19 protein-coding genes are annotated in these 20,541 nt (G+C 62.6%); 11 read left to right on the top strand and 8 right to left on the bottom strand.

The features are described from left to right. Positions 1–44 precede the first annotated feature (44 nt). Positions 45–1,280, bottom strand: coding sequence for an MFS transporter (locus HMPREF3044_RS07575; RefSeq protein WP_070740490.1), 1,236 nt, complete (start codon positions 1,278–1,280; stop codon positions 45–47). A 205-nt stretch (positions 1,281–1,485) separates the two neighbouring features. Here HMPREF3044_RS07575 and HMPREF3044_RS07570 point away from each other — a divergent pair, with 205 nt between their 5' ends. The 5 genes from HMPREF3044_RS07570 (at position 1,486) to HMPREF3044_RS07550 (ending at position 7,476) form a co-directional block, all read left to right on the top strand. Further along, the gene (locus HMPREF3044_RS07570; RefSeq protein WP_005390382.1) at positions 1,486–2,811 is read left to right on the top strand and encodes an O-acetylhomoserine/O-acetylserine sulfhydrylase; all 1,326 of its coding nucleotides are present in this window, start codon (positions 1,486–1,488) and stop codon (positions 2,809–2,811) included. 18 nt (positions 2,812–2,829) lie between these two features. Continuing rightward, positions 2,830–5,064, top strand: coding sequence for a 5-methyltetrahydropteroyltriglutamate--homocysteine S-methyltransferase (gene metE / locus HMPREF3044_RS07565; RefSeq protein WP_070740489.1), 2,235 nt, complete (start codon positions 2,830–2,832; stop codon positions 5,062–5,064). Positions 5,065–5,133: 69 nt separating this feature from the next. Next, the gene (gene metF, locus HMPREF3044_RS07560; protein ID WP_005394989.1) at positions 5,134–6,042 is read left to right on the top strand and encodes a methylenetetrahydrofolate reductase [NAD(P)H]; all 909 of its coding nucleotides are present in this window, start codon (positions 5,134–5,136) and stop codon (positions 6,040–6,042) included. A 17-nt stretch (positions 6,043–6,059) separates the two neighbouring features. Further along, positions 6,060–7,118 carry a homoserine O-acetyltransferase MetX gene (locus tag HMPREF3044_RS07555; RefSeq protein ID WP_070740486.1) on the top strand — a complete coding sequence of 353 codons (1,059 nt, stop codon included), beginning with the start codon at positions 6,060–6,062 and terminating at the stop codon, positions 7,116–7,118. A 97-nt stretch (positions 7,119–7,215) separates the two neighbouring features. Next, positions 7,216–7,476: a hypothetical protein gene (locus HMPREF3044_RS07550; RefSeq protein ID WP_005394986.1), complete on the top strand. Its 261-nt coding sequence runs from the start codon at positions 7,216–7,218 to the stop codon at positions 7,474–7,476. A 65-nt stretch (positions 7,477–7,541) separates the two neighbouring features. On the opposite strand, the gene HMPREF3044_RS07545 is transcribed toward HMPREF3044_RS07550, so the two are convergent. Continuing rightward, complete coding sequence (locus HMPREF3044_RS07545; RefSeq protein WP_005394984.1) at positions 7,542–7,874, bottom strand: DUF3017 domain-containing protein; 333 nt, start codon at positions 7,872–7,874, stop codon at positions 7,542–7,544. Further along, positions 7,867–8,733: a bifunctional methylenetetrahydrofolate dehydrogenase/methenyltetrahydrofolate cyclohydrolase gene (locus tag HMPREF3044_RS07540; protein ID WP_005394982.1), complete on the bottom strand. Its 867-nt coding sequence runs from the start codon at positions 8,731–8,733 to the stop codon at positions 7,867–7,869. The genes HMPREF3044_RS07545 and HMPREF3044_RS07540 overlap by 8 nt, the downstream gene beginning before the upstream one ends. 9 nt (positions 8,734–8,742) lie before the next feature. On the opposite strand from HMPREF3044_RS07540, the gene HMPREF3044_RS07535 reads away from it, so the two are divergent. Further along, a complete protein-coding gene (locus HMPREF3044_RS07535) occupies positions 8,743–9,228 on the top strand; it encodes a tRNA (cytidine(34)-2'-O)-methyltransferase (RefSeq protein ID WP_070740483.1) in 486 nt (161 codons plus the stop codon). On the opposite strand, the gene HMPREF3044_RS07530 is transcribed toward HMPREF3044_RS07535, so the two are convergent. The 3 genes from HMPREF3044_RS07530 to HMPREF3044_RS07520 form a co-directional block, all read right to left on the bottom strand. Next, the gene (locus tag HMPREF3044_RS07530; protein WP_070740480.1) at positions 9,225–10,430 is read right to left on the bottom strand and encodes a hypothetical protein; all 1,206 of its coding nucleotides are present in this window, start codon (positions 10,428–10,430) and stop codon (positions 9,225–9,227) included. The two genes, HMPREF3044_RS07535 and HMPREF3044_RS07530, sit on opposite strands and share 4 nt — an antisense overlap. Positions 10,431–10,520: 90 nt before the next feature. Continuing rightward, positions 10,521–11,840 carry a PH domain-containing protein gene (locus HMPREF3044_RS07525; RefSeq protein WP_070740477.1) on the bottom strand — a complete coding sequence of 440 codons (1,320 nt, stop codon included), beginning with the start codon at positions 11,838–11,840 and terminating at the stop codon, positions 10,521–10,523. Beyond that, on the bottom strand, positions 11,837–12,298 hold the full coding sequence (locus tag HMPREF3044_RS07520; RefSeq protein ID WP_070740474.1) for a PH domain-containing protein: 462 nt from the start codon (positions 12,296–12,298) through the stop codon (positions 11,837–11,839). The genes HMPREF3044_RS07525 and HMPREF3044_RS07520 overlap by 4 nt, the downstream gene beginning before the upstream one ends. Positions 12,299–12,539: 241 nt before the next feature. Between HMPREF3044_RS07520 and HMPREF3044_RS07515 the strand changes: the two genes are divergently transcribed. After that, positions 12,540–13,121 carry a hypothetical protein gene (locus tag HMPREF3044_RS07515; protein WP_070740471.1) on the top strand — a complete coding sequence of 194 codons (582 nt, stop codon included), beginning with the start codon at positions 12,540–12,542 and terminating at the stop codon, positions 13,119–13,121. A gap of 56 nt (positions 13,122–13,177) precedes the next feature. On the opposite strand, the gene HMPREF3044_RS07510 is transcribed toward HMPREF3044_RS07515, so the two are convergent. Then, positions 13,178–16,228: an error-prone DNA polymerase gene (locus tag HMPREF3044_RS07510; RefSeq protein WP_246820947.1), complete on the bottom strand. Its 3,051-nt coding sequence runs from the start codon at positions 16,226–16,228 to the stop codon at positions 13,178–13,180. Between the two features lie 240 nt (positions 16,229–16,468). Between HMPREF3044_RS07510 and HMPREF3044_RS07505 the strand changes: the two genes are divergently transcribed. Genes HMPREF3044_RS07505 through HMPREF3044_RS07490 form a run of 4 tightly spaced genes read left to right on the top strand, consistent with a single transcriptional unit; the run spans position 16,469 to position 19,708 of the window. Next, positions 16,469–17,344 (top strand): MetQ/NlpA family ABC transporter substrate-binding protein, encoded by an 876-nt coding sequence (locus tag HMPREF3044_RS07505; protein ID WP_371326119.1) that lies wholly within the window; start codon positions 16,469–16,471, stop codon positions 17,342–17,344. Positions 17,345–17,400: 56 nt separating this feature from the next. Next, on the top strand, positions 17,401–18,438 hold the full coding sequence (locus tag HMPREF3044_RS07500) for a methionine ABC transporter ATP-binding protein (protein WP_070740462.1): 1,038 nt from the start codon (positions 17,401–17,403) through the stop codon (positions 18,436–18,438). Positions 18,439–18,440: 2 nt separating this feature from the next. Next, positions 18,441–19,118: a methionine ABC transporter permease gene (locus HMPREF3044_RS07495; protein WP_005394957.1), complete on the top strand. Its 678-nt coding sequence runs from the start codon at positions 18,441–18,443 to the stop codon at positions 19,116–19,118. After that, complete coding sequence (locus tag HMPREF3044_RS07490) at positions 19,115–19,708, top strand: HAD family hydrolase (protein ID WP_070740460.1); 594 nt, start codon at positions 19,115–19,117, stop codon at positions 19,706–19,708. Before HMPREF3044_RS07495 ends, HMPREF3044_RS07490 begins: the two co-directional genes overlap by 4 nt. Here the strand turns inward: HMPREF3044_RS07490 and HMPREF3044_RS07485 are convergent. Further along, positions 19,634–20,524: a sucrase ferredoxin gene (locus HMPREF3044_RS07485; RefSeq protein WP_246820943.1), complete on the bottom strand. Its 891-nt coding sequence runs from the start codon at positions 20,522–20,524 to the stop codon at positions 19,634–19,636. The genes HMPREF3044_RS07490 and HMPREF3044_RS07485 overlap by 75 nt on opposite strands. Between the last annotated feature and the right edge of the window lie 17 nt (positions 20,525–20,541).

Here is a 20,541-nt window from a genome sequence, read left to right as displayed (position 1 = left end):
GTCCCCCAGCCCCGCGCACGAATGCGCGGGGCTTTTCTCAACGCCTAGCTCTGGCTCTTGATGACCACGCGACGCTTCCGTCCCGGCCTCGTGAGCATCATCGGCACCCACACCACCATACCCAGCGTGGCAAGGGTGACGCCCGCTAGCGCCGTGTAATGGTACGGGAAGCCCGCCGCGATAACGGCACCGCCAATCGTTGCGCCGCCCGCGTTGGCGAGGTTCAGCGCCGATTGATTCAACGCAGCGGCAAGCGTCTGCGCCTCACCGGCGACATCCATGAGACGAATCTGCAAAAGCGGGACGAGGGCCGTGCCGAAGGTGCCGATGATGAAGAACACCACCGTGCCAATCCACGGGTTCGCCGAGGCAAAGAAGAATCCAGCCAATGCCAGCGCAATGCAACCAAGCACGATGATGAGACCCCAGTCGATGTTGCGGTCCGAAATCCAACCGCCGAGCATATTGCCAGCGACCCCACCAAAGCCGTATGCCATGAGAACCAGTGGCAGGAATTCCGGCGGCATCGCTGCGCGCGCGGGATCCGTCATCGTCCAGCCGATGTACGTATAGACGCTGAACATGCCGCCGAAGCCAACCATGGCGATCAGCACGGTGAGGATCACCTGGACGTTTTTTAGCGCGCTCAGTTCCGTCAACGGACTGGTTGCGGGCATTTCCGTCATGTGGGGCATGAACACATAGAAGCCGGTAAACGCGACAAGCCCCACGGCAGCAACGACGGCGTAGGCCACCGACCAGTGGGTGACCTGGCCGAGCCATTGCACAACGGGCACGCCACCGAGTGTGGCGGCGGAGAAGCCGAGGCTCGTCAAGGCCACAACGCGACCGCGCTGGCCCTTGGGCGTGATGGACACTGCGCACAGCGTGGAAACGGAGAAGTACGCGCCATGCGGGAAGCCGGCGATAAACCGGGCGACGAGGAGCGAGGGCATATCCCACGCGACGAGTGTCAGCGCGTTGCCCACGGTAAACGCCGCCATGAGGAGGATGATGAGCCGGCGCCGTGGCAGCTTGCCGGTGAACACCGTGATGAGTGGCGCGCCGACGGTCACGCCCAAGGCGTACGTGGTGATGACATGGCCGGCAACGTCCTCGGTCACGCCAAAGTCCGCGGCGATGAGCGGCAAAAGCCCCATGGAGACGAACTCGGTGATGCCGATGCCGAAACCGCCGAGCGCGACAAGGAGCAGGATGATGCGACGCCGACCGGGCGTGATTTCCGTCTGTCGTGGCAGCGGTTTACGTGTTGCAAGCATGGCTTTTCCTCCTTCAAATAGGCAGCTTTCACAAGGTACACCCGCTGCAGAACGAGGGCAAAATCCCACTATGTGAGACATTCCACCCCCGTAAATTACCCCCGTTCACACCCCGAAAATATGAACTGAGCTGTCTATATAATGAACCAAGTGGTCTAACCACGTCTATTGCCTACAGACAAAGCGGTCTGTACGGTAGCTCAACATGACGACGAAATACGACAACAGCAACGCAAACAACTGGGACTTCAACACCCGCGCAATCCACGCCGGCCAGCCGGTCGATTCGCAGACGGGTGCACGAAACCTCCCCATCTACCTGACCACTTCCTACGTCTTCAACAACGCGGAGCATGCCAAGCAGCGCTTCGCACTCGAGGACGAGGGCCCCATCTACTCCCGCCTCACCAACCCCACCGTGGCAGCAGTCGAGGATCGCCTCGCAAGCCTCGAAGGCGGCGTCTACGCCGTGCTCTTCGGTTCCGGCCTCGCCGCCGAGACCGCAGCCATCCTCACGGTTGCCCGCAAAGGCTCCCACATTGTCACCTCCCCGCGCCTCTACGGTGGCACGGAAACCCTCTTCCAGGTGCAGCTCGCCCGTCTCGGCATCGAGACCACCTTCGTAGAGAACCCGGACGACCCGGCCTCCTGGCAGGCAGCAGTGCAGGACAATACCGTCGCCTTCTACGCCGAGACCTTCGGCAACCCGCAGGCAGACGTTCTCGATATCCCCACCGTGGCGCAGATCGCCCACGACAACAAGGTGCCGCTCATCGTGGACAACACCATCGCCACTGCGGCGCTTGTCCGCCCGCTGGAGCTCGGCGCCGACGTGGTCGTCGCCTCCACCACCAAGTTCTACACCGGTAACGGTTCCGCCCTCGGTGGTGTGCTTGTCGACGGCGGAAAGTTCGACTGGACCGTCGAGCGCGACGGCAAGCCTGTCTTCCCCGACTTCGTCACCCCGGACCCGGCCTACCACGGCCTGAAGTACGCCGACCTCGGTGCACCGGCCTTCGGCCTGCGCGCTCGCGCCAGCTTCCTCCGCGACACCGGTGCAGCTCCGTCTCCGTTCAACGCCTGGGTCCTCGCACAGGGCCTGGACACCCTCACCCTCCGCGTCGAACGCCACAACGAGAACGCAAAGCAGGTCGCCGAGTACCTCGCAGGCCACGACCTGGTAACCAAGGTCAACTTCGCCGGCCTCGAGTCCTCCCCGTGGTACTCCGTCAAGGAGAAGCTCGGCCTGAAGTACACCGGCTCCGTCCTCTCCTTCGACATCAAGGGCGGCAAGGATGAGGCCTGGGCCTTCATCGATGCCCTCAAGCTGCACTCCAACGTGGCCAACATCGGCGACGTGCGCTCGCTCGTCGTCCACCCGGCGACGACGACCCACTCCCAGTCCGATGCCCACGGCCTCGAGCGCGCCGGCATCAGCGAGTCCACCATCCGCCTGTCCGTCGGAATCGAGGACGTCCGCGATATCATCGCCGACCTTGAACTCGGTTTCGAAGCACTGAAGAACCGCTAGAAAGATTCCTTTACTGCCATGACGACTACAATCATCGGCTTCCCCCGCGTGGGTGCCCACCGCGAACTGAAGTTCGCCACCGAGAAATTCTTCCGTGGAGAGATCACCGCCGACGAGCTGCGCGCCACCGCGCGCGAGCTCCGCGCCAGTCAATGGAAGCTCATCAAGGATGCGGGAATTGACCAGATCCCCTCCGGTGACTTCTCCTTCTACGATCAGACCCTCGATGCCGCCACCCTGTTCGGCCTTATCCCCCAGCGCTACCGCGACCTCGGCCTCGACTCCCTCGAGACCTACTTTGCACAGGCCCGCGGCTACCAGGGAGAAAAGGGCGATGTGAAGGCCCTCCCGATGAAGAAGTGGTTCAACACGAACTACCACTACATCGAGCCGGAGATCGACACCTCCGAGACCATTGCGCTCACCGGTACGGCGCCGTTCGACCAGTATCTCGAGGCTAAGGAAATCGGCATCGACACCCGGCCGGTCATCGTTGGCCCGTTCACTCTCTTCCAGCTGGCGAAGAAGGAAGACGGTGTCGACGAGGAGGCAGTCCTCGACCAGCTCGCCGCTGCGTACGGGGAGTTCCTCGAACGCGCCACCGAGGTGGGCGCCAGCTGGGTGCAGCTCGATGAGCCGTCCCTGGTCGTCGACCTAACCGATGATGATCTCGCTCGCTTCACCCGCCTCTACGAGGCTCTCCTCGCCCACAAGGGTGGGCTCAAGGTCCTCGTCCAGACGTACTTCGGAGACGTGCGCGACAGCTACACCACGCTCACCTCGCTGCCTATCGACGGCATCGGGTTGGACTTTGTGGAAGGTCGCCGCTCTCTCGAGCTTCTCCGCGAGTATGGGTTCCCGGAGGACAAGGTCCTCTACGCAGGCCTCGTCAACGGCAAAAATATTTGGCGTAACGACTTCGCCTGCACGCAGGAGCTTCTCTCCTCTATTCGTGGCGTAACAGAAAATGTTGTCCTCACCACCTCTTGCTCCCTACTCCACGTGCCCTACACGGTTGCAGCCGAAACCGATCTCGACCCGGCCTATGTGGCTCACCTCGCATTCGCCGTCGAAAAGCTTGGCGAGCTGGTGGCCCTCAGTGAGGGAGCAACAGACACCGGCCTCGGACACCGAACCGATGTCACCAACAAAGCGGTACAAAACCGCGTCGCCGGCATCGCTGACAGCGACTACACGCGCAGCCCCGCCCGCGACGAACGCGACGCGATCCAACGCCGCGAGTTCAACCTCCCGCCGCTCCCCACCACCACCATCGGCTCCTTCCCTCAGACCAAAGACGTCAAGGCGACGCGCAAGGCGTACAAACAGGGTGACATCACCGCCGAGGAGTACACCGACTTCAACAAGAAGAAGATCGCCGAATGCGTCGCCTGGCAAGACGACACCGGACTCGACGTCATTGTCCACGGCGAATACGAGCGCAACGACATGGTCGAATACTTCGGCCAGCACCTCGACGGCTTCCTCTTCACCCGCAACGGCTGGGTCCAGTCCTACGGCACCCGCTGCGTCAAACCACCGCTTGTGTGGGGCGACGTATCGCGACCCGAAGCCATCACCGTCGACTGGTCCTCCTACGCGCAGTCGCTCACCGACAAACCCGTCAAGGGCATGCTCACAGGACCCGTGACCATCCTCAACTGGTCCTTCCCCCGCGAGGACATCACGATCAAGGAATCCATCCTGCAGATCGCACTCGCCATCCGCGACGAAGTCCTCGACCTGGAAAAAGCCGGCATCCGGATCATCCAGGTGGACGAGGCCGCGCTCCGCGAGAAGCTGCCCCTGCGCCGCTCCGACTGGTTCAGCGAATACCTCGACTTTGCCATCCCCGCCTTCCGCCTCGTGCACAGCGGCGTCGCAGCCGAGACGCAAATCCACACGCACATGTGCTACAGCCAGTTCACCGATATCCTCCCAGCTATCGACGCACTGGACGCCGACGTCATTACCTTCGAAGCCTCCCGCTCCGACCTGGAAATCCTCGACGCCCTCGTTGAATGCAACTTCCGCACCAACATCGGCCCCGGCGTCTACGACATCCACTCCCCGCGCGTCCCCTCCACCACGGAGATCGTCGCGCAGATCAAGCGGATCGCCGAAAAAATCGACATCGCCAAACTGTGGGTCAACCCCGACTGCGGCCTGAAGACCCGCGGTGAAAAGGAAACCCGCAAGAGCCTCGAAAACCTTGTTGCAGCGGCCCAGACCGCCCGCGAGGAACTCATCTAACAAAAACCACCGCCGGTGGGAGGCCCGTCTCCCACCGGCATATGTGCCCCTAGAAAAGAGAAGCCCCTCATGAAAACAGCAGAACTTTTTGAAAAGAAGACGGTCTTCTCTCTCGAGATCTTTCCCCCGAAGAAGACATCGTCCATCAAAACCATCTACGACACCCTGGACGGCCTGGAAGGCACCCACCCCGACTTCATCTCCGTTACCTTTGGCGCTGTCGGCGCCGGCGACAACACGCACACGTTCCCTATCGCCTCCACGATCAAGAAGTATTACCAGATCGAAGGCGTCGCCCACCTCCCCGCCATCAGCCTGACGCGGGACCAGGTATTACAGCGTCTGCACGAAATGGAATCCTACGGCATTGAAAACGTGCTTGCCCTGCGCGGCGACCTCCCTGTCGGCGGCGAAGCCCCCTCCGGACACTTCCCCCACGCCAGCGACCTCATCGCCTTTGTGAAGGAGCACACGGACCTCAACATCATTGCCGCATGCTACCCGGAAAAACACCCCGAGTGTCCCAACCGCGTGGACGATATCCGGAATCTCAAGCGAAAGGTAGATGCAGGGGCCAACCACCTCATCTCGCAGCTGTTCTTCAACAATGCGCACTTCTACGACTTCCTTGAGCGCTGCGACCTCGCTGGCATCAACGTGCCCATCGAGGCCGGTATCATGCCCGTGGTGAACAAGGCGCAGATCGAGCGCATCACGTCCCTGTGCGGGGCGGATATCCCGCCGAAATTCCGTCGCATGATGGATCGCTTCGGCGACAACCCACGCGCCATGCGCGATGCAGGCATCGCCTACGCCGTGGACCAGATCATCGACCTCATCACACAGGGCGTTGACGGCATCCACCTGTACACCATGAACAACCCGTTCATCGCACGCCGGATCAATGATGCGGTGAGTAACCTCATCTCCGTCACACCAGCCCGGGCCGCGCACCGCAAGGTGCTCGCCTTTGCCTGACCAGTAGCCGAAAGGACATGCTCATGACCAACTATCACGTTTCCATCGGGGAATTCGTGACAGAGGCCGGCGCGCGTATTCCCAATGTGGAGGTGTCCTACCGCACATGGGGCACCTTCCGTGGCGATAACGCCGTCCTGGTCGAGCATGCCCTCACCGGCGACCAACATGCCGACGAGTGGTGGCCGGGACTCATTGGACCAGGCTTGGCCATCGACACCCGCCAATACTTCGTCATTTGCACGAACGTCCTCGGCGGCTGCAAGGGCACAACCGGGCCATCGAGCCCCCACCCCGACGATGGCGAGGCGTACGGTTCTCGCTTCCCCGCCATTTCCGTCCGCGACCAGGTAGAGGTGGAGTACCAGTTCCTTAAAGCAATCGGCGTGGAGCACCTGTTTGCCGTCATGGGTGGCTCCATGGGCGGGGCTCGCGCGCTCGAGTGGGAGCTCTCCCACCCCGAGCTTCTTGACCGCGCGTTCGTCCTCGCCGTGTCCGCCCGTGCCAGCGCCTGGCAGATCGGTATCCAGACCGCGCAGATCCAGTTCATCGAACAGGATCCCCACTGGTACGGCGGCGACTTCTACTCCCACGGGGTGTCGCCGTCGAACGGCATGGCTGCCGCCCGGCGCGTCGCGCACCTCACCTACCGCGGTGAGCAGGAAATCGACGAACGCTTCGGCGTGGACGCTCAGGATCAGGAGAATCCACTCGGCCCCTACCGCGACCCCAAGCAGCGCTTCCAGGTGCAAAGCTACCTTGACCACCAGGCGGAAAAACTCGTCCTGCGGTTTGACCCGGGCTCCTACGTGGCCCTTACCGAAGCCCTCAACCGGCACGACGTGGGACGCGGTCGCGGTGGCCTCATCAAGGCGCTGGCCTCCACCGACGTGCCGACGATGGTCGCCGGTGTGGACACCGACATCCTCTACCCCTACCACCAGCAGGAGCACCTCGCCCGCAACCTAGGAAACGTGATCGGCATGCATAAGATCGTCTCCCCCATCGGCCACGACGCGTTCCTTGCCGAGACCCGCCAGCTCGACCGCATATTCCGAAACTTCTTCCACGTGTAAACAACTAACAGTTTGCTGGGAATGCCGGCATTTCGTTGCGCAGCCCACACTCCTTTTCGTAGGCTGGGGCACACATTGGACCAGGAGGTACATTGAAATGAATTCCACGATCCGATATGCAGGTCTTATAGTCTTCGGCGTTGCGTGGGTATATTGCCTCGTAAACAACCCCACGTGGGCCATATTTTTGCTGGCCATTCCCGTGTACTTCATTATCACAGGATTCCCCACAAACAAAGACCTCGCGTTCGCTCAGAAATACCGCAAGTTGAATGGTCCGAGCGCCGACCCAGCCGAGGTAAAGAAGTACCGCGAGGAACACCCCGGCGTCGTGTCGCCGAGGCAGCATACGAAGTAAAAAAGGCGCGCTAGAGCGCAACAAAAAAATGAGACGGGTCCGAAAACCCGTCTCTTTTTTCGTGTCTAGCTGCCAAGCGCGTCGACCGAGGACGCGAGGATCATCATCACCGTTCCGACAGATGCCGTGAACAGGGCGTCGAAACGCTGAGACCGTACGGCAAGCACACCGAGTATGTGCGAATCGCAGGTCAGGCGCAAAACGGCGAGGAACATGAAGTTCGCGCCGAGGACAAACGTCGCACGACGCCAGTGGTCAGTGAACAGGAACACCAACACCAGCGCCAAGACGACGCAGAACAGCGCTACCCCCGCCTTCTGCCACGTCTGAGGCAGGCGGGAGGGCGGCAGGTCGACGTCATGCGGGTTGTCGAGGCCAACAGCTGGAGTATTACTCACCCGGGGTGATCCCCGCCTGGCGCTCAGCGGTCTCCACCACATTGCGCACGAGGAACGCGCGAGTCAGCGGGCCTACGCCACCGGGGTTCGGCGAGATAGCACCGGCCTTCTCCCAGCAGTCCGGGTGGACATCGCCGAGGAGCTTGCCGTCCTTGCGGGAGACACCGACGTCGAGAAGCGCAGCACCTTCCTTAATCATGTCGGGGGTGAGCATGTGTGGCTGGCCGGAGGCAGCGATGATGATGTCCGCCTGTCGGGTCTCGGCGACGAGGTCCTTCGTGCCGGTGTGGCAGAGCGTCACCGTGCAGTTTTCGCTGCGACGGGTGAGCATGAGGCCGATCGGGCGACCGACAGTCACGCCACGGCCGATGACGGTGACCTTCGCGCCTTCCAGCGGAATATCGAAGCGACGCAGGAGGTGGATGCAGCCATTCGGGGTACACGGCAGCGGTGCCGGCTCGTTGAGGACGAGCTTGCCCAGGTTCACCGGGTGCAGGCCGTCGACATCCTTGGCCGGGTCGATGCGCTCAAGCACGGCGTTTTCGTCGAGGTGCTTGGGGATCGGCAACTGCACGATGTAGCCGGTGCAGGCGGGATCCTCGTTCAGCTCGTCAATGACGGCGAACAGCTCCTCCTGCGTGATGTCCTCCGGCAGGTCTTTGCGGATCGAGTTGATGCCAATTTTCTCGCAGTCCTTGTGCTTCATCTTGACGTAGGACTGGCTGGCGGGGTTCTCGCCGACGAGCACGGTGGCAAGCCCGGGGGTGATGCCCTTGTCCTTCAGCGCCTTGACGCGCTTTTCCAGGTCGACGAAGATTTCGTCGCGGTACATTTTTCCATCTAGCTTGAGAGCAGTCATAATCTAAGTATGCCAAAAATCCCCACTCCATTCGCCCACGTTGTTTTCGAACACCCCGTTATCCCCCCGAATACGGGAAATGCGATCCGAATGTGTGCGGGTACCGGCGCCCACCTCCACCTCGTCCGCCCCCTCGGGTTCGAGTTGGACGACCGGCACCTGCGCCGGGCTGGGCTGGACTACCGCGATCTCGCGCGCGTCACCGTCCACGATTCACTGGAGGATTGCTTGTCGACGCTCCCCGGCTCGCGTGTCTTCGCTTTTACAGGTCACACTACCTCGATGTTGTACGACGTCTCCTTTCGCTTCGGTGACGTCCTCCTGTTCGGCACCGAGCCCACGGGGCTTACCGACGAGGCGATGACCCACCCGCGCATCACCAGCAAGGTGCGCATCCCCATGCTGGAAGGCAGAAGGTCCATGAACCTCTCCAACGCCGCAGCTGTGGCCACCTACGAGGCGTGGCGGCAGCTTGGCTGTCCGGAGGGCATCTAACTGGCGCGACGGTCCTGCCTCATGGTCACCCACGATTCCGCCTCGGTGTCCACGTTCTTGGCCAGCGCGTATCGCATCACTTTCTGGCCCATCTCGGTGAGCTGAGCCTTGTCCCCCAATCGCTTAAAGTTGGCTTTCTGGATGCCGAAAATGCAGCGGACGATGTAGTTGTACTTGAGGGCCTCGCGGGCATCCTTGTCACCCATCTCCGCGGCGAGGGTGCGCAGCCTGGAGTACAGTTCAATGGGTTTTACCTCGAGCTGCTCGGCGACGGCGGGGCCCCCGAGGTAGGAGACGAGGGCATCGAGTAGCGCAATGGGGCGATCGCTGTCGCTCACGAAGCTGGGGAGCGTTTGCCACATGAGGGTGGCGTACATCTGTGGCTCGACGAGAACCTCCCAGGCGTAACTGTTGCAGCAAATCCCGCCACAGCCGGGGTCAATATTGATGAGCCCCATGTTGTGGAAGACATCGAGGACGATGCTCATAACCTCTTCATCGTCGAAGCGGGCAACTCCCCGGACGTTGTCTTTCACCCACTGGCGTACCTGCTGTGGGAACGGGTGCTTCGAGTGGAGTTTCAAGTGTGGCGCTTCGAGCTGCACCATCCGTAGGAAAGGGTCGAAACGCTTGGCCAGGAATTCCCCGATCTCGTCTGCGTCCCCCTCATAGAACGTGTGGTGCTCCTGCGTGAAATTGCACAGCCCGATAAGGGTGAAGAGCATCGGCCCGAAACGGGTGGGCCAGGATTGTTCCCAGCCGAACTTCTCCGGCTCGTTGAGCACCTCCATGGCCGTGGTGTACACGCCGGCACCGTCCGCGTCGACACTCATCCGCTGCTGGTACTTGGGTTCAGGCTGGGAGCTCTTGAGCATCATTTCGCCCATGTTTCCCAGCACGATGGTGCGCAGCAGCATCTCTTCTTCTGGTTCCAGAATCTCGAGATCATCAGCAACTCCCCCCAGGAGATCTTCGACGTTGTCCCAGTCTGCGGCGGCCGAAAAGACCGCGTTGAATTCCTCCAGACGGGCATCCGGATCACTCACCAGTGGCATCATTGCGAGACACAGATCCTCGAGCGAGTGTAATTGGATGGTCGTTTCACCAAAGCTTCCAAGATCCACAGGACCGTCCAGAATTTCCGCCTCTTTTACCAGCGAGACGAAAAAATCACCTTGTTTTGTGGTGGCCGATTGAGCCATAATCCCCCCAAAATGTAGTTAGATTATGCGCTTACTTATGCGCCTTGCCGCCATCATAAAACGGCTCCCCCACCCCCGCAACAGATACGGCTACAACGCAGGCAACTCCCTCTTTCTTAGGAGATCGGTGAGCTCGAAGGCATCCTCGGTAGAAAGATTGTGGCCCGCCATAGAAACCGGGCCAGGAACAAGATCGAAGCGGACGGTGGCGAGATCCCACGCCTGGTTAAACGGGCCGCGCTTGACGGTGAGCTCCTGAATGTGCGCGAGCTCCACGATCTTCACCTCGCGGTGGAAGCGCCCCTCGTGGGTGATGGCGCGGCCACCGGCAAGGGTGACGGCCTGCTGGTCGCGGTCGAGCGGGCTCGCCCAGATGGCCCGCTTGGGGCTGACGTAGGTGGGGGCGGTGGCGCCGCGCGGATCGGCGACGGAGAAATCTTCATCCGGGCCGAACTTGGCAAGGATGCGCGCCACGTGGCACGCCTGCTCGTACGAGCCGACCGGCAGGATCTGCGTGGGCTTTTCCTTGTCCCCCTGACCGTAACCCGCGACGGAGCACTCCACCCGCCACCAGCTGGTCAGGCGCCACGCCCACGGCTGGATGACCCGCACGCCGTGGACGCGGTGGACGGGGATCGTTTGTTGGCGCAGATCGGCCAGACCGTAGGAGATGGACAGGTTGGAGCCGTCAAACCAGGCCGTGTAGTGGAAGGCGCGGTCGATCACGCCCCACAGCGCCACGACGATGCCGAGGAGAATGGGCAGCGCACCGGCGAGTCCCGTGGCCCACAGCGAGAGCCCCATAAAACCGGCGGCGAACAGGTTACCCACGCGCAGTGCCGCCGCACCGAATGTGGTGGACACAGGGATCATGGGAATAATCACGTCCCCCCGATCGTCGACGAGCGAAGGAAGAGTGGAGGAATCCCGGAGCCGGAGAACCTCCGCACGCACCGCCTCCGCCTCCACCTTCGTGAGGAACTCGATCCGCAGGGACGAACCGACACCACCGGCGACCTCGACGTTCACCGCAGCAAGCCCAAAGAGACGGGCGATCACCGACTCCTTGATGTCCACGGCCTGGATGCGGTCATAGCGAGCGCTGCGCACCTGTGTGTGGATGATGCCATGCTTGGTTTGCACCTCGTCGGCAGTGAAGCGGAAGCCGAGCGCCCGCCACCACACCATGGACAACGACCACAACACCAGGCAGGACACCATAGTTACGCCCACACCGATGCCGATGTAGCGCAGGTAGGGGCCCGATTCATGGACAATATCGCCGGCAGCCCCCACCAGCTCGTCACTCACATTGACGAGCATGACCGCGAGGAACGCAAAAATCGCCGTCCAAAAGTGCAAAAACGGGGTGAGGCGGTGGACGTGCCGCCACTCAATCGACTTGTTCACAGCCCACTCATCCTCTCCCGCGCCCGCTCAGCCAACCGGTCACGCAGCGCATCCGCCCCCACTGCGGGCAGACCGGGGATCGACGCATCCGTCGACGCACTCGCTGTCTTCACCGCCACCACCTTGAGGCCAAAGAGGCGCTGGAACGGCCCCTGCGTCACATCGACGTACTGGATGCGGCCGTAGGGCACCACCGTAAACGTGTGGAAGAACTTCCCGCGGGTGATCATGAGCTCATCCGGGGCCTCCCGCCACCCCAGGTAGCGCACCTGGGCCGGCAGCAACCAACACAGGTACGCAAACAACACGACGAACGCCACCGCCCCCACGTACAACCATGTCCACCACAGGTATCCCGCAACAGCACAGGCGACGGCCGGCACGAGGCACCACACGGCGGCCGAAAGCACCCGCGACAGTGCCAGCTTGCTCGAAACAGCGTTCATCGATTCGTTCATGTGCACTAGGGTACTAGCGGCGAATTTCCCTCCACAGCACCGACACCGGACTGTTGACATGTCCTTTTCTACACAAAAGGGGGTAACGCCTATCGATAAAACTCATGGTCAGTGCACATGCAGTAGTTTCTCAGCATTTACACATCTTTGAAGCTGATTTTCAGGTGGCATGGAGATTACTATCAAGGTAAAGCAGTTCGTTTTTCTGCTTCCGAATAATCCACCTAAGAAAGGGACTCCCATGAAGGGATTCAAGAAGGCATCTATCGCTTCCGTCACCGCCGTCGCCGTTGCCGCCGGCATGTGCACCCCGGCATTCGCCGAGGGAACTAAGACTGAAGCTGGCGTCAAGATCGCCGATAAGGTCTGCACCATCACTCTTCCCCAGGACGAAGCAACCCTTCTGGGCAAGACGTCCCCCATCACCGTGAAAGTTGCTGATGCTCAGGGGAAGCTCGATGCACTTCTCGAGGAGTACAAGGCTGAGGCAGCAAAGCAAACCCCGGCTGACAAGGACAAGAAGGACAACAAGACCAGGGCCACTGAAGGCAAGACCGATACCACGAACAACACCTGGAAGAAGAAGGCCTCCGCCTACGCCGGCCTTGCTTCTGCCTACCGCAACTGCGCTGCAGGCAAGGAGCAGAGCGAGATCGATTACAACCTCGCCAGCATCTTCAGTTCTCCTAAGGGTCAGCCGAGCGAAATCGGCATCGGCGTTATCGCCGGTGGCTCCGTGCTCGTCGGCCTCGCTCTCATCATAGCTCTGCTCCCGCAGATCAAGCCCCTGCTCCCCGCAGAGATCGCTGCAATGCTTCCCTAACCTGTAAGCGTTAAGCGTTTCGGTGCCCTCGGCCTGCCCGGCTGGGGGCGTTTTCCTTACCTAAAGTCCCGCGCCCCCCGGGACAGGTACTCGCCGAGGGCCAGGGGCTCCAGCTTGTCGGCCTCGAGGGTGGCGGCGCCGTTGGCGTTGCGGATGATGCCGCGGATGAGGAGGGCTTTGGCGGTGAGCGCCACCTTTTTGTAGCGCTTCCACAGGCCGACGGAGACGACCACGTTCATGAGCCCCGTCTCGTCCTCCACCCCGAGGAAGGTGACCCCACCGGCGGTGGCGGGGCGTTGGCGGTGGGTGACGATGCCGGCGACGGTGATGCGGGTGGCGTCGACAAGCGATAAAAGCTGGGACGCGGGAACGATGCCGTGGGCGGAAAGCTGGGCGCGCAGGAACGCCATCGGCTGGGCGTGCGGGGTCACCCCGGTGGCGGCGACATCTGCGGCAAGCAGCTCAAACGCGGACATGCCGGGCAGCGCGGGGGCGGTGAGCGCACTCATCCCCTCGAGCATCCCCCGCTTCTCCGTCGCGGCGACACCGGCGGCCCACAGCGCCTGCCGACGATCCATTCCAAAACCGTCGAGCGCACCGGCGCGCGCCAGCGCCTCCACCTGCGACACCGTGAGGTCGGCGCGGCGGGCGAGGTCCGGAATGGAGGTGAACGGGCGGGCGGCCTCCACCCGCGTGGCGGCCTCCTCCCCCAGGCCACGGACGAGGTTGAGCCCCAGGCGGATCGCGCGCCCACCGTCGGCAGTGTCGGCCTCCACGCCGGAAACCTGCACGTCGATGGGCAGGATGGTGATGCCGTGGCGGCGGGCGTCGGAAATGAGCGACTGCGGGGAGTAGAACCCCATGGGTTGCGCGCGCAACAAGCCGACGGTGAATTCCGCCTGGTAGTAGTACTTGAACCAGGCGGAGAAGTAGACGAGCCCGGCGAAGGACTGCGAGTGCGACTCGGGGAAGCCGTAGGAGGAAAACGCCACCATTTTGGTCCACAGTTTCTGCGCCACGTCGCCGGTGATGCCGTGTGTCTGTTCGAGCCCGGCGAAGAACCGCTGCTTGAGCTTCGCCATCCGCTCCGGGGAACGCTTGGACCCCATGGCGCGGCGCAGCTGGTCGGCCTCGGCGCCGGTGAAACCCGCGGCATCCTTGGCCATCTGCATGAGTTGTTCCTGGAAGAGCGGGATGCCGAGGGTTTTTTCCAGCGCGTTTTTGAGACACGGGTGGTCGTAGGTGACGGGTTCCTCGCCGTTGCGGCGGCGGATGTAGGGGTGGACGGAGCCGCCCTGAATGGGCCCGGGTCGCACGAGCGCGACCTCCACCACGATGTCGAAGAAGCGGCGCGGTTTGAGCCTGGGCAGGGTGGACATCTGCGCGCGGGATTCCACCTGAAACACGCCGACGGTGTCGGCTGCTCGCAGCATCTCGTAGATGTGCGGGTCCGTGAGCGGGATTTCCCACAGGTGCACGTCGATGCCGCGGTGGGCTTTCACCTGGTCCACCATGTGGTGCAGCGCGCCGAGCATGCCCAGCCCCAAGAGGTCGAATTTCACCAGGCCACCGTAGGCGGCGGCGTCTTTGTCCCACTGGATGACGCTGCGGCCTGCCATCCTCGCCCACTCGGTGGGGACCACGTCGGCGATGGGGCGGTCGCAGATGACCATGCCACCGGAGTGGATGCCAAGGTGGCGGGGTTGGCCCTTGAACTGGGCGGCGAGGGCGAGGACATCGCGAGGCGGCTCGTCCACCCCGCGCGACCAGCCGTCGATGGCCCCCTGGGGGTAGCCGAGGGCGCGGGCGGCATCGCGCAGGGCGCCCTTGGTGCGGTAGGTGATGACGTTGGCCACCTGGGCGGCGTTGTCGCGCCCGTACGTGCGGTAGACGTATTGGATCACTTCCTCGCGCCGGCCGGCCTCGATGTCGAGATCGATGTCCGGCGGACCGTCGCGGTCTGGCGAGAGGAACCGCTCGAACAGGAGTTTGACGTGCACGGGTTCCACGGCGGTAATACCGAGCGCGAAGCACACGGCGGAGTTGGCGGCGGACCCACGCCCCTGGCAGTAGATGTTCTCGCGGTGGCAAAAATCGACGATGTCGTTGACGATGAGGAAGTACCCGGGGAAATCGAGCTCCTCGATGACGGCGAGTTCCTTGGCAATCTGCTCCCGCGCCCGGTCCTTGATCTCTTGCGGTCGGCTTTTGTACCGCTCCGGCGCTCGCTTGTCGACGATCATTCGCAACGTCTCCATCTCGTGCGGGAGTTTCGGCAGTCCCGGTGCCACGAGGTCGAACGAGAAGGCGCACTCCTCGGCAACGCGGACGGCCTCGTCGACCAGGTCTTCCCTGCCCGGGGCGGCGCGCAAGAGCCGCTCGGCGCCGCGCAACCACGGCGCCCCCATGGGGTGGAGGTGGGGCTCGGCCTGAGCGACGGACTCCCGGCGCGCGAGCGCCGCCTTGGCCGCGGCGAGGCGGGCGGCGGCGATGGTAGCGGCGCGGGGTGCCCCGGAGATGATGCGGCTGAGAGCCGGGTCCTGGGCATCGAGGGCGGCAAACTGGTCGGCATCCTCCGGCAGACCTCGGACCTGGTACTCCAGGCTGATGTTCTCGGCACCGAAAGTATCGATGATGGTGTCAAGCTCCGGCAGCCACTCGTGGCTGACAAGCACGTGCCAGTTGCCGTGGAGCTGTGTGAGCGGCGGGTAGCACAGGACATCCTTCTCCCCACTCTCCATGTGCGCCTGCGTGAGGAGGTAGGAGAGTTCCTTGTAGCCCTCATAGCCGCGGGCAAGCACGGTGAGCCGGCGACCGGGCTCGAGGGAGAGCTCGGCACCGAACACGGTGGCGAGGCCTGTGCCCTTAGCAGCCTCGGCAAACTTCACCGCCCCATAGAAGCCGTCCCGGTCCGTCAGCGCGAGGCCGCGCAGCCCCAGCTCCAAAGCGCGCTCAACGAGGTCCTCCGGGTCGCTCGCACCACCGAGGAAGGAGTAGGAGCTAGTGCAGTGGAGCTCGGCGAACGGGCGCGCGGACGGGGCCGGGGGACGCTGGGTGCGCGGGCGCTCAGAGGCGGGGACAAGCTCCGGCACGTCCCGGCCGCTCATGACCGCCTCGAGGGTCCGCCAGCTCAACGGCGCGGCATTAATCCCTATCCTTTCGAACACGCGACCTATTTTCGCACTACTGTTCGCATGGCGCAAGTTTGAACCAAGCGGTTCATGCGTTTTACTGCAAATACGGTGGTCTGACCGGTTTTTCCTGGCGTAAAAATAGACCAAGTTGTACATTAGCCGTGTTACTGCTACCGTTACGTTCCAACAACACCAGTAAAGGAGAAATTAATCATGTTGAAGAAACTGACCGCCCTGGCTGCGGCTGCTGTTATCGCCACCACCGGCCTTACCGCCTGCAGCAACGAGGAGACCTCCGCAGATACCACGACGATCCGCATCGGCACCACCGATGCTTCCAAGAAGGCGTGGAAGGTATTCGAGGAGAAGGCCAAGGAAGAGGGCATCAAACTCGACATCCAGAACTTTGGCGATTACTCCACCCCGAACACCGCCCTCAGCGAGGATCAGCTCGACGTTAACCTCTTCCAGCACCTCAAGTTCCTGGCCGAGTACAACGTGGGTGCCGGCGACAACCTCACCCCCGTGGGCGCTACCGAGATTGTTCCACTAGCCATTTTCTGGAAGGACCACACCTCCCTCGATGGCATTGAGGGCCAGGGGATCGCCATCCCGAACGACCCCTCCAACCAGGGTCGCGCGATTAACGTCCTCGTCCAGGCCGGCCTGGTCAAGCTGAAGACCGAGGGACTCATTACCCCGACACCTGCGGATATCGACCAGGATGCCTCCAAGGTCAAGGTCCAGCCGGTTGACGCTGCACAGACCACCGCCGCTTACGGCGAGGGCAAGCCCGCTGTGATCAACAACTCCTTCCTCGACCGCGCGGGCATCGACCCGACCACCTCGGTCTTCCAGGATGACCCGAACTCCACCGAGGCCGAGCCGTACATCAACGCGTTCGTGACCAAGGCTGAGGACAAGGACGATCCGACCATCCAGAAGCTGGTCAAGATCTGGCACGACCCGGAGGTCACCGCAGCTGTTGCCGATGACTCCAACGGCACCTCCGTTCCGGTTGAGCGCTCCGCCGATGAGCTTCAGGCCATCCTTGACCGCCTCGAAAATGCACAAAAGGCCAGCAAGTAAGTAACTTTTGCACACACAAACCGCCCCTCGGGGCGGTTTTTACCTTGGGAGAACATGTGACCCACACAGAGGGAACTCGCGTTGAGTTCCGCAACGTCAACAAGATCTTTTCCAACGGAGGAAAGGACACGAAGGCGCTCGATAACGTCAATCTCACCGTCGAACCCGGCGAGGTCTTGGGCGTTATCGGCTACTCAGGTGCCGGCAAGTCCACCCTCGTCCGCATGATCAACGGACTCGATACGCCGACCTCCGGTGAAGTACTTCTCGACGGCACGGACATCGTCCCCCTGCCCGAGCGCAAGCTGCGCACCCTACGCAGCTCCATCGGCATGATCTTCCAGCAGTTCAACCTGTTTAACTCCCGCTCGGCGGCCGCGAACATCGAGTATCCCCTCAAACTCGCGGGCGTGCCCAAGGAGGAACGGAAGCGCCGCGTGGCGGAACTGCTCGAGTTCGTTGGCCTCTCCGACAAGGGTGGCAACTACCCCGAGCAGCTGTCCGGCGGCCAGAAGCAGCGCGTTGGCATCGCCCGCGCCCTCGCCACCAACCCCTCCCTCCTGCTTGCCGACGAAGCGACCTCCGCTCTCGACCCCGAAACCACCCTCGACGTACTGAACCTGCTGCGCCGGGTGAACCGCGAGCTGGGCATCACCATCGTCGTCATCACCCACGAGATGGGGGTTGTCCGCGCCATCGCAGACAAGGTCGCCGTCATGGAGGCCGGGCGCGTGGTCGAATACAACGATGTCTACCACGTCTTTTCCGACCCCCAGACCGCCGTCGCCCGCCGCTTCGTGCAGACGACGCTGCGCAACGAGCCCGACCAGGTGGAATCCGAATCCCTCCTCGCCGACGACGGCCGCCTCTTCACCATCGAACTCACCGAACACTCGGGCTTCTTCGATGCCGTCGGCGATGCCCGCGCAGCAGGCGTGGGCATCAGCATCGTCCACGGCGGCGTGACCACGCTCAAAACCCACTCGTTTGGCAAGATCACCGTGCGCCTGACGGGCCCCGAAGACGCCATCGCGGCCTTCGCCCACCGCCTCGAGCGCACCACCCAGATTACTGAGATCCGAGGAGAACTCTAACCATGACCACTACGTATCTAGCAGCCGACTGGAACCGCCTCGGCGACACCTTCCTCGAATCCATCCAACAAACCCTGTTCATGGTGATCACCACGATCATCATCGGCGGCATTGCCGGCCTCGCCATCGGCACGCTGCTATACACCACCCGCAAGGGTGGCATCATGCAGTCTAAGCCGGCGTACTTCATCCTCAACTTCCTGGTGAACTTCATCCGCCCGATCCCCTTCATCATCCTCGTCAGTTTCCTGGCGCCTGTGACGAAGGCGGCGGTCGGCTCCACCATCGGCACGACACCGGCAATCTTCGTCATGAGCGTGGCGGCCACCTTCGCCGTCGCCCGCATCGTCGAGCAAAACCTCGTCGCCATCGACCCCGGTGTCATCGAGGCCGCCCGCTCCATGGGGGCTGGCCCCTGGACGATCGTCCGCACCGTTATCCTCCCCGAGGCACTCGGACCACTCATCCTCGGCTTCACGTTCATCTTCATCGCGATTGTCGATATGTCCGCCATGGCGGGCTACATCGGCGGCGGCGGACTCGGCGACTTCGCCATCGTCTACGGCTACCGGGCCTTCGACCTGGAAGTTACCTACGTGGCCACGTTCATCATCATTATCATCGTGCAAATCGCCCAGTTGTTTGGTAACTGGCTATCCAAGAAGGTGATGCGTCGATGACCGCACTGCTGTTTGACCTCTACGGTGTCGTCATTCAGCACCGCACCCCCGCCGATCGCGCCCGCGTGGCCGACCAGCTGGGGGTTACGGACGGTTTCTGGGAGACCTACGAGCGCACCCGCCCACCCTACGATGCCGGCGCAATTTCCGACGCCGATTGGTGGCGCGCCCTCGACCCCAGCATCGACCTCGACACCGCGCTGCGCATCGAGGCAGAAACACTGAGCCACGCCTACCCCGCCATGGTCGACTTCCTCTCCGCCCTCAAGGAGGCAGGCTTCCGCATCGGCGTGCTCAGCAACCTCCCCTACGTCCTTGCGGATAATCTCCTCACCGTCCACCCGTGGTTTACCCACCTGGACTCCCTCACGTTTTCCTGCCGCATCGGCGTGAATAAGCCCGACCCGCGCGCCTACGCCCACGCACTGGCGGACCTCGGCGCAGACGCGGAGGACACGCTCTTCTTCGATGACACGCAGGCGAACGTCACCGCCGCCCGCGAAGTCGGCCTCATGTCAGCCCTCGTGGACCGCGCCGACCCCGTCGCCTCCGTCCGCGCTGCCATGAAGAAGTTCGACGCTATCCCGTAGCGCCACCCACTGCTCGGCGGCCTTCCCCGGCTTCCCGCACGAGGCGACGACCCCCTCCCGGTGAACCTTTTCCAGGTGAATGAGGTAGCTCCCGGAACGCCCACGGAACCACACACGGTCCCCACGGGCGTCGACAAGCTCCAACTCACCGGGAGCAACAGAAAACCGCGCGGCGACGGCAACCTCAGCCACCTGGGCCGCAGAACCATAAATGGAACGACCACGAAGCTGCGGAACGAAAAGCGTCGGGCTAGACAACGCCGCAGCCGCCGCCGACGCATTCAGGCGACCATAGGAATACCCCCACGGCAACAGCTGAAACACGGGCGCAAAACGGTGCCCCTTGTTATGCGACGTCTCCCAGATGACCTCACCACCGAACCGATCATCCAGCGTCTTCGCCAGCGGCCGCCCCTTAATCGCACAACACATATCCCGCTTGCCATGGGTGCAAATAAGCCCCATCGGCCCCTCCACCGGCGTGCCCTGTGGCCGCGCCAGATCGATGTCCAGGATGTCCTCCGCACGGGTCACCGCCAGGCGCTCAATCCGCGGTGCCGGGTCGAACCGCACCACGTACACCGACGGCGCACCGTACAGGTACGCGTGGATCTCCGGCTTGCGGATGAACTGGAAGCCATAGCCCACCGCCCCCACATGCCGCTTCAACGCCCCCGCTGTCTTCTCCCCCAGCGCCGTTCCATCTAGGACATCGTGCCCCCAGCCGCTGAGCCGCTCGAACAGCACGAGCCCGCGGCCCGTCTTCGCGGTTCCCGGTAGGGACTCCACGGCCACATCTGAGCACCTTATTGTCATGACCTGCATTGTACTTT

It is taken from the genome of Corynebacterium sp. HMSC073D01 (genome assembly GCF_001815555.1).
Classification (GTDB): Bacteria; Actinomycetota; Actinomycetes; order Mycobacteriales; family Mycobacteriaceae; genus Corynebacterium; species Corynebacterium glucuronolyticum.
This window is presented reverse-complemented; position numbering and strand designations above follow the sequence as displayed.

What these genes read in the sequence shown, in the direction of transcription:
- HMPREF3044_RS07575 (WP_070740490.1), bottom strand. Translation starts at nt 1,280, where the DNA reads ATGCTTGCAACACGTAAACCGCTGCCACGACAGACGGAAATCACGCCC.
- HMPREF3044_RS07570 (WP_005390382.1), top strand. Translation starts at nt 1,486, where the DNA reads ATGACGACGAAATACGACAACAGCAACGCAAACAACTGGGACTTCAAC.
- metE (WP_070740489.1), top strand. Translation starts at nt 2,830, where the DNA reads ATGACGACTACAATCATCGGCTTCCCCCGCGTGGGTGCCCACCGCGAA.
- metF (WP_005394989.1), top strand. Translation starts at nt 5,134, where the DNA reads ATGAAAACAGCAGAACTTTTTGAAAAGAAGACGGTCTTCTCTCTCGAG.
- HMPREF3044_RS07555 (WP_070740486.1), top strand. Translation starts at nt 6,060, where the DNA reads ATGCTCATGACCAACTATCACGTTTCCATCGGGGAATTCGTGACAGAG.
- HMPREF3044_RS07550 (WP_005394986.1), top strand. Translation starts at nt 7,216, where the DNA reads ATGAATTCCACGATCCGATATGCAGGTCTTATAGTCTTCGGCGTTGCG.
- HMPREF3044_RS07540 (WP_005394982.1), bottom strand. Translation starts at nt 8,733, where the DNA reads ATGACTGCTCTCAAGCTAGATGGAAAAATGTACCGCGACGAAATCTTC.
- HMPREF3044_RS07535 (WP_070740483.1), top strand. Translation starts at nt 8,743, where the DNA reads ATGCCAAAAATCCCCACTCCATTCGCCCACGTTGTTTTCGAACACCCC.
- HMPREF3044_RS07530 (WP_070740480.1), bottom strand. Translation starts at nt 10,430, where the DNA reads ATGGCTCAATCGGCCACCACAAAACAAGGTGATTTTTTCGTCTCGCTG.
- HMPREF3044_RS07520 (WP_070740474.1), bottom strand. Translation starts at nt 12,298, where the DNA reads ATGAACGAATCGATGAACGCTGTTTCGAGCAAGCTGGCACTGTCGCGG.
- HMPREF3044_RS07515 (WP_070740471.1), top strand. Translation starts at nt 12,540, where the DNA reads ATGAAGGGATTCAAGAAGGCATCTATCGCTTCCGTCACCGCCGTCGCC.
- HMPREF3044_RS07510 (WP_246820947.1), bottom strand. Translation starts at nt 16,228, where the DNA reads ATGAGCGGCCGGGACGTGCCGGAGCTTGTCCCCGCCTCTGAGCGCCCG.
- HMPREF3044_RS07505 (WP_371326119.1), top strand. Translation starts at nt 16,469, where the DNA reads ATGTTGAAGAAACTGACCGCCCTGGCTGCGGCTGCTGTTATCGCCACC.
- HMPREF3044_RS07495 (WP_005394957.1), top strand. Translation starts at nt 18,441, where the DNA reads ATGACCACTACGTATCTAGCAGCCGACTGGAACCGCCTCGGCGACACC.
- HMPREF3044_RS07490 (WP_070740460.1), top strand. Translation starts at nt 19,115, where the DNA reads ATGACCGCACTGCTGTTTGACCTCTACGGTGTCGTCATTCAGCACCGC.
- HMPREF3044_RS07485 (WP_246820943.1), bottom strand. Translation starts at nt 20,524, where the DNA reads ATGACAATAAGGTGCTCAGATGTGGCCGTGGAGTCCCTACCGGGAACC.